At 52.0% G+C, this 14,448-nt stretch carries 17 protein-coding genes; 9 read left to right on the top strand and 8 right to left on the bottom strand.

Translation table 11 applies throughout. From position 1 onward, the window contains the following. The first annotated feature begins 172 nt into the window (after nt 1-172). From IPJ96_09825 to IPJ96_09835, 3 genes are read left to right on the top strand one after another with little or no spacing between them, the layout of a single operon-like run. Complete coding sequence (locus tag IPJ96_09825; GenBank protein ID MBK7910647.1) at nt 173-1,420, top strand: DUF1015 domain-containing protein; 1,248 nt, start codon at nt 173-175, stop codon at nt 1,418-1,420. Nucleotides 1,421-1,423: 3 nt separating this feature from the next. Beyond that, the gene (locus tag IPJ96_09830) at nt 1,424-1,891 is read left to right on the top strand and encodes a DUF1569 domain-containing protein (protein MBK7910648.1); all 468 of its coding nucleotides are present in this window, start codon (nt 1,424-1,426) and stop codon (nt 1,889-1,891) included. Between the two features lie 8 nt (nt 1,892-1,899). Beyond that, on the top strand, nt 1,900-2,586 hold the full coding sequence (locus tag IPJ96_09835; GenBank protein MBK7910649.1) for an alpha/beta fold hydrolase: 687 nt from the start codon (nt 1,900-1,902) through the stop codon (nt 2,584-2,586). A 5-nt stretch (nt 2,587-2,591) separates the two neighbouring features. Here the strand turns inward: IPJ96_09835 and IPJ96_09840 are convergent, their stop codons facing one another. The 7 genes from IPJ96_09840 to IPJ96_09870 all read right to left on the bottom strand — a co-directional run bounded on the left by IPJ96_09840 (nt 2,592) and on the right by IPJ96_09870 (nt 8,116). Next, nucleotides 2,592-4,109 carry a cryptochrome/photolyase family protein gene (locus IPJ96_09840; GenBank protein MBK7910650.1) on the bottom strand — a complete coding sequence of 506 codons (1,518 nt, stop codon included), beginning with the start codon at nt 4,107-4,109 and terminating at the stop codon, nt 2,592-2,594. A 29-nt stretch (nt 4,110-4,138) separates the two neighbouring features. After that, the gene (locus IPJ96_09845) at nt 4,139-4,831 is read right to left on the bottom strand and encodes a hypothetical protein (GenBank protein ID MBK7910651.1); all 693 of its coding nucleotides are present in this window, start codon (nt 4,829-4,831) and stop codon (nt 4,139-4,141) included. Continuing rightward, nucleotides 4,828-5,667 (bottom strand): ABC transporter permease subunit, encoded by an 840-nt coding sequence (locus IPJ96_09850; GenBank protein ID MBK7910652.1) that lies wholly within the window; start codon nt 5,665-5,667, stop codon nt 4,828-4,830. The genes IPJ96_09845 and IPJ96_09850 overlap by 4 nt, the downstream gene beginning before the upstream one ends. Then, nucleotides 5,664-6,599 (bottom strand): ABC transporter ATP-binding protein, encoded by a 936-nt coding sequence (locus IPJ96_09855; GenBank protein ID MBK7910653.1) that lies wholly within the window; start codon nt 6,597-6,599, stop codon nt 5,664-5,666. Before IPJ96_09855 ends, IPJ96_09850 begins: the two co-directional genes overlap by 4 nt. 84 nt (nt 6,600-6,683) lie before the next feature. Beyond that, on the bottom strand, nt 6,684-7,259 hold the full coding sequence (locus tag IPJ96_09860) for a glutathione peroxidase (protein MBK7910654.1): 576 nt from the start codon (nt 7,257-7,259) through the stop codon (nt 6,684-6,686). A 1-nt stretch (nt 7,260) separates the two neighbouring features. Then, nucleotides 7,261-7,398, bottom strand: a complete 138-nt coding sequence (locus tag IPJ96_09865) for a DUF2256 domain-containing protein (protein MBK7910655.1) — start codon at nt 7,396-7,398, stop codon at nt 7,261-7,263. Between the two features lie 16 nt (nt 7,399-7,414). After that, complete coding sequence (locus IPJ96_09870) at nt 7,415-8,116, bottom strand: SDR family oxidoreductase (GenBank protein ID MBK7910656.1); 702 nt, start codon at nt 8,114-8,116, stop codon at nt 7,415-7,417. 78 nt (nt 8,117-8,194) lie between these two features. Between IPJ96_09870 and IPJ96_09875 the strand changes: the two genes are divergently transcribed. Genes IPJ96_09875 through IPJ96_09885 form a run of 3 tightly spaced genes read left to right on the top strand, consistent with a single transcriptional unit; the run spans nt 8,195 to nt 11,789 of the window. After that, nucleotides 8,195-8,878 (top strand): YggS family pyridoxal phosphate-dependent enzyme, encoded by a 684-nt coding sequence (locus IPJ96_09875; protein MBK7910657.1) that lies wholly within the window; start codon nt 8,195-8,197, stop codon nt 8,876-8,878. After that, nucleotides 8,865-9,845, top strand: coding sequence for a DMT family transporter (locus tag IPJ96_09880; protein ID MBK7910658.1), 981 nt, complete (start codon nt 8,865-8,867; stop codon nt 9,843-9,845). The genes IPJ96_09875 and IPJ96_09880 overlap by 14 nt, the downstream gene beginning before the upstream one ends. A gap of 3 nt (nt 9,846-9,848) precedes the next feature. Then, nucleotides 9,849-11,789: a DUF2723 domain-containing protein gene (locus tag IPJ96_09885; protein ID MBK7910659.1), complete on the top strand. Its 1,941-nt coding sequence runs from the start codon at nt 9,849-9,851 to the stop codon at nt 11,787-11,789. 7 nt (nt 11,790-11,796) lie between these two features. On the opposite strand, the gene aroQ is transcribed toward IPJ96_09885, so the two are convergent. Next, entirely contained in the window at nt 11,797-12,216 is a 420-nt protein-coding gene (gene aroQ / locus IPJ96_09890) for a type II 3-dehydroquinate dehydratase (protein MBK7910660.1), read from the bottom strand. A 90-nt stretch (nt 12,217-12,306) separates the two neighbouring features. Here aroQ and xerD point away from each other — a divergent pair, with 90 nt between their 5' ends. Genes xerD through IPJ96_09905 form a run of 3 tightly spaced genes read left to right on the top strand, consistent with a single transcriptional unit; the run spans nt 12,307 to nt 14,446 of the window. Next, nucleotides 12,307-13,224 (top strand): site-specific tyrosine recombinase XerD, encoded by a 918-nt coding sequence (xerD, locus tag IPJ96_09895; protein MBK7910661.1) that lies wholly within the window; start codon nt 12,307-12,309, stop codon nt 13,222-13,224. Further along, nucleotides 13,221-14,072, top strand: coding sequence for a hypothetical protein (locus tag IPJ96_09900; protein ID MBK7910662.1), 852 nt, complete (start codon nt 13,221-13,223; stop codon nt 14,070-14,072). The genes xerD and IPJ96_09900 overlap by 4 nt, the downstream gene beginning before the upstream one ends. After that, a complete protein-coding gene (locus IPJ96_09905; GenBank protein MBK7910663.1) occupies nt 14,069-14,446 on the top strand; it encodes a DMT family protein in 378 nt (125 codons plus the stop codon). The genes IPJ96_09900 and IPJ96_09905 overlap by 4 nt, the downstream gene beginning before the upstream one ends. Nucleotides 14,447-14,448: the final 2 nt, after the last annotated feature.

Below are 14,448 nucleotides of genomic sequence, written 5' to 3' on the forward strand. Positions count from 1 at the left end.
GCCTGCCGTAGCTTTAGCGAAGGCAGGAGCGAATAGCGAAACTTTAATAGTAACTGGAGAAAGACTATTAATGTGTAGCTGGCATCTGGTATGAACGAATTACGAATAACTAATTACTAATTACAAATTACCAGCTACCAGTCCCCGAAACCCGAATCAACTACCCACCACCATGGCTATCATCCGCCCCTTTAAAGGAATCCGTCCGAAGAAAGAACTTGTTGAGAAGATCGCTTCGAAGCCTTATGACGTTTTGAACGAAAAGGAGGCTCGTGCAGAAGCCGCCGGAAACAATCTGTCCTTCTACCATGTAATCAAGCCGGAGATCGATTTTCCTGACGGTTACAATGTGTATGCGCCAGAGATCTATACCAAAGGCAAATCGAACTTCGATCGGATGGTTCAGGATGGCGTTTTCTTCAAGGATAAGACCGATTGCCTCTACATCTATGCCCAGACCATGAAGGGTCGCCGGCAGTTTGGCATCGTAGCCGCCGCCGCGGTGGATGATTACTTCAACGATATCATCAAAAAGCACGAACTGACCCGTCCGGATAAAGAGGAAGACCGCAAGAACCACGTTCGCGTATCGAAGCTCAACTACGAACCCGTGTTCTTCGCATACCCGAATGTTCCTGCGCTCGACAAGATCGTCGCGGGTGTAGTTCAAGCTCCGGCCGAATACGACTTTACAGCTGACGATGGTATTCGTCACGAGTTCTGGGTGATCTCGGATGGCGCAACGGTCAACCAGATGGTTGATTTATTCGCCGGGATACCCGCTACCTATGTCGCAGATGGTCACCACCGTACCGCTGCCGCTGCCCTGGTTGGTCAGGAGTTACGAAAAGCGAAACCGGATTATTCAGGCAAAGAATCGTTCAATTTCTTTCTGGCTGTCCACTTTCCTGACAACCAGTTGGCCATCATGGATTACAACCGTGTTGTCAAGGATCTCAACGGTTTGAGCAACGAACAATTCCTCGATTCGCTCCGTAAATCATTCTTGGTCGAAACGGTCGGTGCCGCGGCGTACCGTCCTGCGCGACTCCACGAATTCAGCATGTACCTCGACGGACAATGGTATAAACTCACCGCCAAAACCGGAACGTACGATGACGCTGACCCGATCGGTGTATTGGACGTTACCGTCCTGTCGAAACAGATCCTGGAACCGATTCTTGGCATCCAGGATCTTCGGACAGACAAGCGGATCGACTTTGTGGGCGGTCTTCGCGGCCTCGGTGAATTGGAACGCCGCGTGAACAGCGGAGAAATGAAAGTTGCCTTCGCTTTGTACCCGGTTACGATGAAGCAACTCATCGATATTTCCGACAGCGGTAAAATCATGCCTCCGAAGACCACTTGGTTTGAACCGAAACTGCGCAGTGGATTGATTCTTCACTCCCTGGAAGATTGATCCATGTCGTCGAATCAAAACCTCTTTCACCCACCCGATTTCGATTCCATCCTGCAGCGAATCCAGAATCTGAATGCAGATGCCGAGCGAAAATGGGGCACTATGAACGTCCACCAAATGGTCGTCCATTGCAGCGACCCGATCCGGGAGGTATTAGGAATTCGACCAACACGCAATCTGAGCAATTTGCTTTTGCGGACCGTCGGAAAATGGATGGCGCTTTACGGACCCGAATGGCAAAAAGGGAAATTCCCAACTTCTCCCGACTATGACCAATTGAAGAAGGGAACGCCCCCAACCACCTTCGAATCGGATCGTGAGCAACTTCAGCGATTATTGGAAAAAGTTCGCGAACTTCCGCTAAACCATCCGATGCCGGCCCATCCGGCTTTTGGGAAGATGAGCAGAAAAGAATGGGGTAGGTTGGGGTATCGACACCTTGACCATCACCTTCGACAATTCAATCGCTGAGGTTTCCTATGTCCCCCCTGCCGTTAGTCTTATTACACGGAGCCTTAGGCGATGTCCGCCAATTGCAACCGCTGGCTAAATTGCTGGATGACCGTAGCGTCATCTCCGTCAACTTTCCCGGGCACGGAACAGATGCTGTGCATTCCACCCCGTTCACGATGGATGACCTGGCTGCTGCCATCACTCAGGTGATGGATGAACATCAGGTCGAACGGGCAGACATGTTCGGTTACAGCATGGGCGGTTACGCGGCCCTTTGGTTGCTGCACTTGCAACCTGACCGCGTCCGCCGCCTTTTCACCCTGGGAACCAAGCTTTCCTGGAATCCTGAAATCGCCACCCGGGAACAGGCGAATCTTCAGCCGGAGAAAATCCGGGAAAAAGTGCCCGCTTTAATGCGTTCACTCGCTCAGCGTCATGGCGAGGAGCATTGGGAAAAAGTCGTTCGATCCACCGCCGCCATGATGCAATGGTTGGGAAGTCACCCGTTGAAAGAGGAAGACTTCCTCTTCATGACGCACGAAATCTGCCTCGGTCTGGGTGATGCGGATAAAATGGTTTCGCTGGAAGAGACGCAACGCGTGCTGGGCTACCTGAACAACGGTTCACTTTCTTCGCTCGCCGGGACGCCCCATCCTCTGGAACAAGTCGATCTGACGCTTCTTCGCGATGTGCTGATCCGGTTCCTGAACTAAGACGTTCAAAGCTTGTCCAGGTTCTCCAGGTAATATTCCGCCTGGCGCAGTGTTTTATCCCGTTCCGTTGCCGACATCTTATCCCAGGTACGATAGACCATCCCGATGCGCGGGTTCTTCTCCAGCAGCGGGCGATTGATCTGATGAAAATGCCAATAGAGGGAATTGAACGGGCAGGCCTTATCACCATGCCGTGACTTCCGATCGTAATCGCAACCCGAACAATAATCACTCATCTTATCGATATAGTTACCCGAGGAGACATATGGCTTTGTTCCAACCAGCCCTCCATCCGCAAATTGGCTCATGCCGCGGGTGTTCGTGATCTCCACCCATTCGATCGCGTCGATGTAAATGCCCAGGTACCAATCGTCAACAGCACGTGGATCGACACCTGCCAGCAAGGCAAAGTTGCCGGTGATCATCAACCGTTGAATATGATGGGCGTAAGCGTTGTCCAGGCTTCCCCGGATGGTTTGATGAAGGCAATTCATTCCGGTTTCACCGTTCCAATACCAACCGGGCAATTCCCTGACATGGGAAAAGAAATTTCGCTCCGCATACCCGGGCATATTCGCCCAATAAACTCCCCTGACATACTCCCGCCACCCGAGGATCTGTCGCACGAATCCTTCGACCTGTGGAAGCGATATCAAGTCGGGGCGATCGCGGTAGGCAGCCACCGCGGCATCCACCACCTCCCGGGGTGAGAGCATTTTCGTATTCAGGGAAAAGGACAAGCGGCTGTGGAACATGAATGGCTCCCCGGATTTCATCGCGTCCTGATAGGTGCCAAAAAATGGAAGCAGTTGTTCGCAAAACCAGTGCAACAACCGAAGCGACTCCTTCCTGTTCTTCGGCCATGGTAATGCTTTCGGGTCGACGCGTCCCATCGTCCTAACCCCGACCTGCACCACAGTCGCATACAAATCCGTCACGTCATGCTTCAACTGTAGTTCCGTTGGAACTGAGACTTTCCCGTCATACCGGCTACGATTTTCCTGATCAAAATTCCACTTCGATCCTTCGGGTTCATCTCCAGCCATCAACACCCCATGTTTCCTGCGCAACATGCGATAAAAGCTTTCCAGGAGGTAGGTCTTCTTCCCTGAAAAATGATCGGCCAGCGTAGTCCGTTCGGTATAAAAATGCTCGCTGTCACAGGAGACATACGGTTCACCCGTCGGAAGACAAGCGTTGCGTAATTGCAGATCGAGCCGATATTCATCCGGTAGCTGGTATTCAAGCCTGCGCGCCTTTGTTGCCCGCGCTATCTGATCAATGTTTCGGGTAAGGTCCTGCTGGTTATCCGGATCGTCCAGTTTCAGATAACGAATGTGGTGCCCGGCCGCGGTCAGGGCTTCCGCAAACGATCGCATCGCGTGGAAGAAAGCCAATACCTTTTGGATATGATGGACGACATAATCCGTTTCCTGACGGACCTCCATCATCAGATACAGGATCCCATCGTCTTTTCTCCTGAACCAGGAGTGCTTTGCATTAAGCTGATCGCCCAGGATCAGACGAATCGTATGATATCGTGGAGAACTGCTCACTTGGATTTGAAAACATCCGGAGGCAGTCCCTGGTTCACACGATAATTGGAAAAACGTAAATAAATCTTCCCTTTTTCCCGCGCTTTCGGATCAATGGGTTTTGAACTTTTCGTGTTGTTCAGATCCGCGGCAACCGCTTTGGGTATCTTGAATTTCCGGGTGTCAACGGTAAACACCATGCTATCGGGTAAGGCGTACTGCCGTTGGGACCCGAAGAAGTAATCGCTGGTCATCGTACCGTTGGACCGAGTGGTCACCTGAGAGCGTCGAATCAGCTTTTCCGAAACATCGATCCAGAATTTTCCCAGGATCAGATCGGAAGTGTCGGATAAAGGGAGTACGCTGAGCAATTGCAATTCCCGCCCTTCGACTACCTCTTTTCCCTGCAGGACAGGAACATAACTCGCTGTATCGGCCAGGGTTCGTACCACCTGATCGAACCCTTGCCGGGGTAGCATGGCGATACCCTTCGACTTGATCCGGAATTGGTCGGGCTGACGGAAGAATACGCTTGCCTGCACAGGCAATGCTTTGACGAAACTGATATCGGTCCGGATCAGCACATCGGCCTGATACTCCCGGACTTTGCGGAACTTACCGTTCAGATCACGCAAGAGTTCGCGCGCATCCTGAGCGGAAAGCTCCATCACGCCAAACAGGAGTAATAGTGGCAATAGTCGACGGATCATGTAAGGATGTCTTTCCGGTTAAAGTGGAAAAGGCCGATTCCGAGGAACACGATGATATGCCCAAAGACAAAGATCGCCGAGTCGCGTATCTGCTCCCATGGGATCGGCTCCTCGAAGAAACTGCGCCAGGCATTCATGTGTGTCGTGAACAGATAAGGACGGATGCGTTCGAACAACGGCACATCCAGGGAGCCGATGATGGTAAACAAGATGATGATCGCCATGGTCGTGATAATCGGGCCGATTGAGTTGTCGGAGTAACAGGACAATAACATCGACAAAGCGCCAACCAGTGACAGGGCCAGAAATGCCATGGCCAGTGCGGCAAAGAATCGCCACAGCACATCGTAGGCCGGGATGATCACCAGTTCGTCGGTTTTCAAGACAATCAGGTCGCCCTGTCCGAAGATCAACAAGCTGACCCCTAATGCAAGTATTCCCAGCCAGACTAATATCAGGAAGGTATACAACTGTCCTGCAAAGAATTTCGAAAAAAGGATGGAGGCCCGCGATGCAGGCCGGGTCAACCACAACCGCAAGGTACCCATGGCAGCCTCCCCGGAGATGAGGTCGCCGGTGACCAGGGCGACAAGCAGGGGAATTTGCAAGATCAACGCCTGCAAGATCACAAAGCAAACCAGGCTTCCGTTCAGGATCTTCCCTTCAAATACAAACGACTGCTCTACGTTCTGCGTAACGAACTGGATGTACTCCATCCCGTCCGCGTACAACGCGAATTGTACAAGCGTGCAAAAGATAAAGATCACCGCGAAGCCAATGTAGCTTCTGGGTCGGGCCGCGATCTTCAACAACTCGAGCCAAATGAGGCGGATCATCGCGACTTCCCTCCTTTCATCGTCCCTTCTTCCATGGTCAATCGGACGAACAGATCCTCCAATCTCCGGCGGGACTGAATAGCCGTAACAGCCATGCCACGACCGACCAGCCATTCGTTGACGCGAGGGATCTCGTCGTCTGATAAGGATAGTATCCAGTGATCAGAGGAACGCTGCTGAATGCGCCCGATCCAGGGAAAATCATCCGGCGGATTGTTGGAAAGAGGCGTTGAAAGAAAACTAAAGGAAACCACCAGATCTTCCCGGCTCAACAACTCCGCTACTGTTCCTTCAACGATCGCTCTGCCCTTGTTGATGATCACCATTCGGGTGGCGATCAGCTCGATCTCGGACAGGATGTGGGAAGAAAGGAAAATGGTTTTGCCTTCTGCCTGCAACTGCAACAACAATTTGCGAAGGTCGACGATCCCTTGTGGGTCAAGTCCGGTCGTGGGCTCGTCCAGGATGATCAGATCCGGATCATGCAACAAAGCTTGCGCAAGGCCCAGCCGTTGTTTCATTCCGTGGGAATAACCTTTCACGGCATCGCGATCACGCTGAGACAATCCGACCAGTTCCAGCATCCGATCGATTCGATGGCGAGCATCCCTTACCTTACTGAGCCAGGCAAACAGCTCCAGGTTTTTCCTTCCACTCAGGTTCTTATAGAAATCCGGCTTTTCTACGATCGATCCGATACGACGCATCGCACCTGCCCGATCCGCCGCGAGCGATTGTCCGAAGATCTTTATCTGACCACCGGTAGGCCGGATCAGACCAAGCAGTGCGCGAATGGTTGTACTCTTCCCTGCTCCATTCGGTCCTAAGAAGCCGTAGATATCGCCCTGGTCAACATGAAAGGACAAATCATCGACCGCGACAAAAGAGCCATAGGTCTTTCGGAAATTCTCAACAGTTAAGGCGGGTGTCATTTCGACCAAACGAAGGTAGCAAGGTTTTATCGCCCATAATGCTCAGTGAGCTATTCTTTATTGTGCTCGTCCTGACTTACTGGTTCATTTGACCAGACGGAGAATTGCCGGATCATCCGGCTCAACCGATGAAGGGAAAAAGGCAAGCAACTGACCTTCTCCATCAATGAGATATTTGCAGAAATTCCAGGTGGGCGCCTGCGTGTTCCAGCCATTCTTCGATTTATCGGTCAGCCAGGAATAAACCGGCGCGATATCACGTCCTGATGTTCTCACTTTCTCAAACATGGGAAATGTAACGCCATAATTATTCGAGCAAAAGGAACGGATCTGCGTTGCATCACCCGGCTCTTGTCCTCCAAAATCATTCGAAGGAAATCCGACAACGACAAGGCGGCCTGAGTATTGCTGGTAAAGCTTCTCCAGCTTTTCATATTGGGGTGTATAGCCGCATTCACTCGCCGTATTCACCAGCAGGATGGTCTTGCCTTTGAATTGATCGAAGCCAACCAGGTCACCCTCCAGGTTTTTGGCGACTAGTGAATGGAATTCAATCGGGGCGGCGCTACGACCCGAATCGTCAGGTCGCTCGGCAGTACGGGTACAGGATGCGATCAAGGCCATGATCGGTACGGAAATGAAACTGTGCCACTTTTTCATGCTAGTTCGTACTTCGGGACTTGCGACAACGCTCACTGCAATAACGGACCTGCTCCCATGTTCTCTTCCACTTCTTTCGCCAATTGAACGGTCGGGAACAGGTTACACAGATCTTATGCGGCAAGTCGGATTTCTTCACCGGAATGCGCCGAAAGTTAACCCGTTTTCAGTGAACCGATACCAGCATCCATGCTGAAAACCTTTCCACTGACACTCTGAGAAGCACCCGTCAGAAGCCACTCGGCAAGAGAGGCCGGCTCTTCCGGGTCAAGGATGCGCTTCAACGGATGCCGGTCGATCGCTGCTTGTTTTCTCTGGTCGTTGGAGAGCATGCTGCTGGCGAGTTCTGTATTGGTCAGGGTGGGTGCAATCACATTTATGCGAACAGAGGGCGCCCATTCGGCTGCAAGAGAGCGTGCCAGACCTTCCACAGCACCTTTAGCCAAGGCAATACTGCTGTGAAAGGGCATTCCGGTCTGCACCGCCACGGTACTGAATAAAACCACCGAAGCCCCACCATCCCTTCCTTTCAAATTACCTTCCACGTGCTGCAACAAGCGGATCGCGCCCAGCGCATTGATTTGCAAATCCTCCTGGAAGTCATGCGCTTTGAGACCTCGGAAGGGTTTGAGACGGATCGTACCGGGCAAGTATGCAAGTCCGGAGATGGGTCCTTCCACAACGGGTAATTGCGCTTCAGGATTTCCAAAATCAACTTCGCAGAAGGAGCTGCCTGCGGGTAAGCTGTCGGGATGCGTCCGCCCCAGGATAAGCACATCGTGACCAGCGTTAGTCAGGCGATTCACGAGCGCTCTTCCTATTCCGGTACGTCCACCGGCAACCACGAATTTTCCCACGCTCCATCAACATTCGGGCGGGGTAAATGTTTTACAAACCGACCGCGAAAGCCCCATTGAGCCGCTTAACTTTAACCCATGCTTTTCAACCCCCAGGTTTTGGCGGAACTGCAGCAAACCTGCGCACGCTATAACGCTTGCCTGGTCGCTGTTTCCAAGACCAAACCTGTAGCTGCGATTGAGGCTGTCTATCAGACAGGTCAACGAGATTTCGGCGAAAATTATGTCCAGGAGTTGAGTGAAAAAGCCGGTCAATTGCCGCAGGATATCCGGTGGCACTTCATCGGTCACCTTCAAACCAACAAGGTCAAACAGGTCGTTCCCTATGCGCACCTCATACACGGCGTCGACAGTAAACGCTTGTTATCGGAGATCAATAAGGAGGCAGGCAAATCGGGTAAGATGATCCATTGCCTATTGCAGGTTTTCATTGCCAACGAGGCAACCAAATTCGGACTTTCCGAATCCGAACTGTATTCGATCCTCGATCAGCTGGATGCCGGAGCACTCCCGCATGTTCAGGTTAGCGGCCTGATGGGGATGGCCACCAATACCGATGAGGAACAAGTCATTCGTGCCGAATTTCGACACCTGAAATCCGTCTTCGACGAATGCAAGGCCCGCTACCCGAAAGCAGCCGGACATTTTACGGAGCTGTCGATGGGAATGACATCCGACTACCGGATAGCCCTGGAGGAAGCAAGCACCATGATCCGGATCGGTTCGGCAATCTTTGGCGAAAGGGAATATGCACGGAAGTGATCTGCATCCCTTAGGTGTACTCTTCGCCCTGCTGACCACGATCACCTGGGCGATGGGAATCTTTCCCTTTACGCAGGCTGCACGTAGACTGGGAATCGGGCCGTTGAATTTCTTCCGGCTTGTCCTCGCAACTTGCTTCATTGCCGTCCTTGCTTTCATGTTTCCCCCTTCGTTTCTAGCGATCTTCGGTTCACATTACTTTCCAGCCTGGTGCTGGCTCGGGCTATCAGGGATCATTGGTCTTACCGTGGGCGACTATTTCGGCTTTGCCATGTATGCTGTGCTGGGGGCCCGACTGGGTAGTGTCCTGACCACATTTGCTCCGGGCGCAGCACTGGTCACCGGCATGTTGATCGTGGACGAGCACATGACCTGGGCAGGAATACTCGGCATGGTCATCACCATTGCCGGCGTTATCTGGATCTCCCTCTCGAAATCCGAGCGCGAACGGGCAAGCGACACGCGTTACGGTTCGATCGCAAAGGGAATCATCTACGGTGTGTTGGCAGCCTTTTGCCAGGGCGCCGGTCTGGTTTTGGCCAAGAAGGGGATGCTGGACCAGGCTGCGGCCGGTTTGCCGCTTCATCCCGTCCACGCGACCTTTATGCGGCTTTCCATCGGAACGCTTTCTTTGTTGATCATGATCCTGCTAACACGGAAGTGGAACCAAACCGTATTCCCCATCCTAATCAACAAGGAAGGCGGTATTCGCTTTGCCGTCCTGGGCACGATCTTCGGTCCGACACTCGGAGTCAGTCTGTCACTATTTACGGTAGCATACCTGGATGCCGCTGCAGCCCAGACCATCTTCTCGCTTGTGCCGGTCGTTGCCCTTTTCTTATCTTACTTCCTGATCCGGGAGAAGATCACCGGAAAGTCCTTGATAGGTGTACTGGTGGCTGTGTCCGGAGTCATCATCCTCATCTGGCACCGACAGCTCGAAGCACTCCTCCATTTAGCGCCCTGACCCATGCAAGCACCACGCTACCTCCCTACCGTTCTGCTTCTCGCTTGTTTCCTGATCCCTTTCTTCCATTACTTTCTGACCTGTACCGATTCGCTGATGTTTGACGATGCCGCGGAATTCGCGTTGGTCATCAAACTCGGATCCATCGCCCATTCACCGGGCACACCGGCCTACATCCTGGGCGGAATGATCTGGAACAGCCTGAGCTCGGTCTTCAGTTCAAGCCTGATTACCCGGCTCAACCTGTTTTCAGTTTTTTTGGTTAGCACCGCAATCGCGTTGCTCTATCTGGCGCTTCGGAATTTCCTGCTCCTTTCCCGCCAGGAGTCAAACGCGAGTGTTCGACTGGAACTATCCGCCGCCTTTGCCGCACTGGCTTTCGGCCTCGGGCCGGTTACCTGGTCCTGGGCCAACACCATCGAAGTATACGGATTCCAGGTATTCGCCATGGCACTCCTGTTGTTCGGTTTGACCAGTTGGAAGCGATCCGGCAGATTCCCCTATCTCCTCCTCGCTTCCATCGGCTGGGCTTTGGGTCTGAGTAACCATCACCTTACCATGATCGTGTTCTCTCCCTTCATTCCGTTTTTCTTCCTGTCCGACTTCTTTTACGTTGCTGCCATTGAATCGAAATCAACGAAAAAGAAGAAGTCTGCTGCCGAAGCTGGTACATTTTCGAAACTCCTTGCAGCCATCCGCTCACGTGACTTTATTCGATTCACGCTTATCGCCGCAGTTTTTACACTGACCTGTTATGCCTGGATGTTTTGGAGAGCGCAATCGGACTATGCCTTCATGTTCGGACAACCGAAAGACCTTGGTGCACTCTTCTTTCATGTTCGTGGCGGAGCCTATACGAAGAACATTACCGACACTTCGTCGGGCATGATGGCGGTTCGTTTCCCTTACTTCCTCAACCTGACGGCCCAACAACTGGGCATTTTCCTGATACCGTTTTTTTGGGGAGTTTACGAAATGTTCAGAAGCCGCAGACGATTGACGGCGTTGGTCGTCCTTTGCTTTTACGCTTTGCTCTTCATCTATCAGGTTCGTAATAACCAATGGGCCAGTACCGATGCCTATATGTTACTACCGTTTCTGATTCTTAGCATTCCGCTTGCCGAAGGTATCTTTGCCCTCACTGCTAAACCCTGGGCGCGCATCCTCGTTCCCATCGCCTTAGTCTTGAATTTTTCACTGCCCGGTTACGCCGCACACAACCGTAAAACGTATCCGGTAAGCAGGGATCTCATGGAATTGCTGGATGCATCGGCTCCGAGGAATAGTGTCGTGATCATCTCGGACTGGACAACGGTGATCCAGTATTACTACTACCGGATCGCGGAAAATTTCCGCCCGGACTTGACGGTTCTCAATTACGATATCAAGTTCACCCACTTCAGGATACTTCCGATCCTGTATCCTGCATTCTACACGAAGATCCAACCGGAATACGACGGTTTCATCGAAGCCTTGCGCTCCGAGCACCCCTACCAGGTGGTGAACACCGGCTGTGACCTGAATACGCCCTACCTCCTCGCGAAATTCAAGACGCTGGTCGCCAAAATGGAAAAGGTCTGTTCCGAGGAGAATCGGCCGTTCCTGATCGATCCGAAGGGATTTGTCTTTTATACGCAACAGGGACTGATCAGTCCACAACGGCATGTTTCGGGTTGCTTTGTTTCGAGTATGCCACCCGACTCGATCAGCGCGGCGAAATTCTTACCTATGGATTTCACCTTCCTGGAGTCCCCGCTGTTGCGCCATGATCCCTCCTGTCTGGATAAGCTGGTTGATTTTCAGGCGATGCTGGACCAGCACATCACGTATTACGGTGGCGTGGGCGATACGCTTCGGGCTCGTCAGGCAGAACGGTCGCGCGAAAAGATTCTCAAGCTCCAACGTGAGCTGAAGCAAAGTATGTCCTTTGCTTATAAGAAATGAGCCCCAACTATCGGATCCTAAACGATTCCACGGCAAGTCGGTAACTGTCCAGTCCGAATCCGCCGATGACTCCCCGGCTGTTCCTGGCAGTCAGGGACTGCTGTCGAAAAGGCTCCCGGGCGTGAATGTTACTGATATGGACTTCGACCACCGGCGTGCTGACAGCCGCGATCGTATCTGCCAGGGCAACAGAGGTATGACTGTAGCCGGCCGGGTTGAAGATGATGCCGTCCCAATTCCCATCAGCTGCCTGAAGTGCATTGATCAACTCTCCTTCCAGGTTGGATTGAAGATACCCGAATTCAATGTCACGGAAGTGCTGCTTTAATTCCACCAGGTAATCCTCAAAATTCCGGTTGCCGTAGATTTCAGGCTCCCGCCTTCCAAGAAGGTTGAGGTTCGGTCCGTTCAGAATCAGGAGTTTCATAGGATTTTAATGCGAGCACAAATTTTACATAATTATTCAAATAATTCTGTGAATAATTAGGTGTTAAATGGAGCATTCCCCATCGTCGGAATGAGCATTTTTATCGTCGTGAGCTGGAAATCCTACATCAATGGGTTCAAATCCTGGCTGAAAGTCGAGCGGTCGCTTTCCGGAAATTCGGTGGAAGCGTATTTGCACGACATGAGTCTGTTCGAACACTACCTGGAATCCGAGCAACTTCGCCTCCCTCCAGCCGACATTCGCCTGGAGCATCTGCAGGGCTTCATCGTCCGCATCAACGAGCAGGGACTCAGTGCCAGAAGCCAGGCGCGTATCATTTCGGGCCTGAAGTCATTCTTCAAGTACTGCCTGTTGGAAAATCTCACACAAGATGATCCCTCCCAACTCCTGGAAACCCCGAAACTCGGGCGAAAGCTGCCGGATACGCTCTCAGTCGATGACATTAACCGCCTGATTGCAGCCATCGACCTGAGCAAGCCCGAGGGCATCCGAAACAAGGCGATGCTGGAAACACTTTACTCCTGCGGACTTCGCGTTAGCGAGCTGGTCAACCTCAAGTTGTCGAACCTCCACCTCGAGATCGGGTTCCTGAAGGTCATCGGAAAGGGCGACAAAGAACGCCTGGTACCGATCGGGAGTGTCGCCACCAAGCACCTGAAGATTTATACGGCAGAGGTTAGAAACCATCAGACGATCCAACACGGGTTCGAAGACTTCGTCTTTCTCAATAACCGCGGCCGGGGATTGACTCGGGTAATGGTCTTCACGATCATCAAGAATCTGGCAATCAAGATCGATCTGCGGAAGCGGATCTCTCCGCACACGTTCCGGCATTCCTTTGCAACCCATCTGATCGAAGGCGGAGCCGACCTGCGGGCCGTGCAGGAAATGTTGGGACACGAATCCATCACCACAACCGAAATCTATACGCACCTCGACCGCGACTACCTGCGGCAATCCATTTTAAGCCACCACCCTCGCGCATGAGCCGACAACGACTCACCTTTCTACATGCTCCGTTACCGCAGCCGCAGCGGTTGTTCAGGCGGCTGTGGCTTATCGTATTGTTCCTGACCATGCTCAGTCCCTCTGCCGAAGCCGGTCGCCCCCGCTACACTGCTCCGGATACCATTGAGTTTTCCGGCTATCGATGGGCGGTAAAAGAATCCATGAACAAGCGGGTTGGACCGGGAAGTAACCTATTCTCTTCTTCGAGAAAAAATGTCTGGGTGGATGCGGAAGGCAAACTACACCTTCGCGTCACCCAACAAGATGAAAAGTGGTATTGTCCCGAGATCTTCATGGTGAACAGCCTTGGCTATGGCCGCTACACCTTCTTGCTATCCGGACTCCCGCAACCGGAAGACAAAGACCTGGTGATCGGAATGTTTCTGTATGACCATCTTGATTCCATGAACAACCACAAGGAAATTGACATCGAGATCTCCCGTTGGGGAAAGTCCGAAGGACAAAATTGTCAGTTTCTGCTACAACCCTATGTGGAAGAAGCTTTCCGATTCGACATTGATGCGTCCCGAAAGAACCGCCATGAGATTGATGTCCGGAAACATACCATTCGCTTTCGTTCACTCTACCAGGGCGATCACGGCCACAAGTCCGTTTCCCTGCTGGCGCGTTGGAAGTGTAAACCTTCCCGTGTTTACGAAACAAGTAACGAGAAAGTGAGCCTGAACGTCTGGATCTACAAATCCATCGAGCCGGCTAACTTGAAGGAATTCGAAGTCATCGTCGAGAAATTTGAATTCAAACCATTCAAGGCCGAGAAGTTGAAGCCCAACTTCAAGATCCCCTGGTTTAAAAAGAAACAGAAATGAGTCGAGGTTTGCTGTCGATCCTGCTGCTGATCATCAGCAACTTTTTCATGACGTTTGCATGGTACGGCCATCTCCAATTTAAGAAGTGGAACGTAATGCAGCAGTCCGGCCTGCTCAGCATTATCCTGGTCAGCTGGTTTATCGCGTTGTTCGAATACCTGTTCATGGTACCCGGAAACCGGATCGGTCATGAATCGAACGGCGGTCCGTTCAATCTGTTTCAACTGAAGCTGTTGCAGGAAGCCATCACCCTGGTTGTATTTTCGTTCTGTGCCATTTTCATATTCAAGACCGACACCTTTCGGTGGAATTATCTGGCGGGCTTCCTGTGTATTCTCCTCGCCGTCTTTTTCGTCTTCAAGAAATGGGACTGAGC

The organism is Bacteroidota bacterium (assembly GCA_016713765.1).
GTDB classification, from domain to species: domain Bacteria; phylum Bacteroidota; class Bacteroidia; order AKYH767-A; family 2013-40CM-41-45; genus Pollutiaquabacter; species Pollutiaquabacter aromativorans.

Coding starts and splice junctions, on each gene's coding strand:
- IPJ96_09825 (MBK7910647.1), top strand. CDS start 173: ATGGCTATCATCCGCCCCTTTAAAGGAATCCGTCCGAAGAAAGAACTT.
- IPJ96_09830 (MBK7910648.1), top strand. CDS start 1,424: ATGTCGTCGAATCAAAACCTCTTTCACCCACCCGATTTCGATTCCATC.
- IPJ96_09835 (MBK7910649.1), top strand. CDS start 1,900: ATGTCCCCCCTGCCGTTAGTCTTATTACACGGAGCCTTAGGCGATGTC.
- IPJ96_09845 (MBK7910651.1), bottom strand. CDS start 4,831: ATGATCCGTCGACTATTGCCACTATTACTCCTGTTTGGCGTGATGGAG.
- IPJ96_09850 (MBK7910652.1), bottom strand. CDS start 5,667: ATGATCCGCCTCATTTGGCTCGAGTTGTTGAAGATCGCGGCCCGACCC.
- IPJ96_09855 (MBK7910653.1), bottom strand. CDS start 6,599: ATGACACCCGCCTTAACTGTTGAGAATTTCCGAAAGACCTATGGCTCT.
- IPJ96_09860 (MBK7910654.1), bottom strand. CDS start 7,259: ATGAAAAAGTGGCACAGTTTCATTTCCGTACCGATCATGGCCTTGATC.
- IPJ96_09875 (MBK7910657.1), top strand. CDS start 8,195: ATGCTTTTCAACCCCCAGGTTTTGGCGGAACTGCAGCAAACCTGCGCA.
- IPJ96_09880 (MBK7910658.1), top strand. CDS start 8,865: ATGCACGGAAGTGATCTGCATCCCTTAGGTGTACTCTTCGCCCTGCTG.
- IPJ96_09885 (MBK7910659.1), top strand. CDS start 9,849: ATGCAAGCACCACGCTACCTCCCTACCGTTCTGCTTCTCGCTTGTTTC.
- aroQ (MBK7910660.1), bottom strand. CDS start 12,216: ATGAAACTCCTGATTCTGAACGGACCGAACCTCAACCTTCTTGGAAGG.
- xerD (MBK7910661.1), top strand. CDS start 12,307: ATGAGCATTTTTATCGTCGTGAGCTGGAAATCCTACATCAATGGGTTC.
- IPJ96_09900 (MBK7910662.1), top strand. CDS start 13,221: ATGAGCCGACAACGACTCACCTTTCTACATGCTCCGTTACCGCAGCCG.
- IPJ96_09905 (MBK7910663.1), top strand. CDS start 14,069: ATGAGTCGAGGTTTGCTGTCGATCCTGCTGCTGATCATCAGCAACTTT.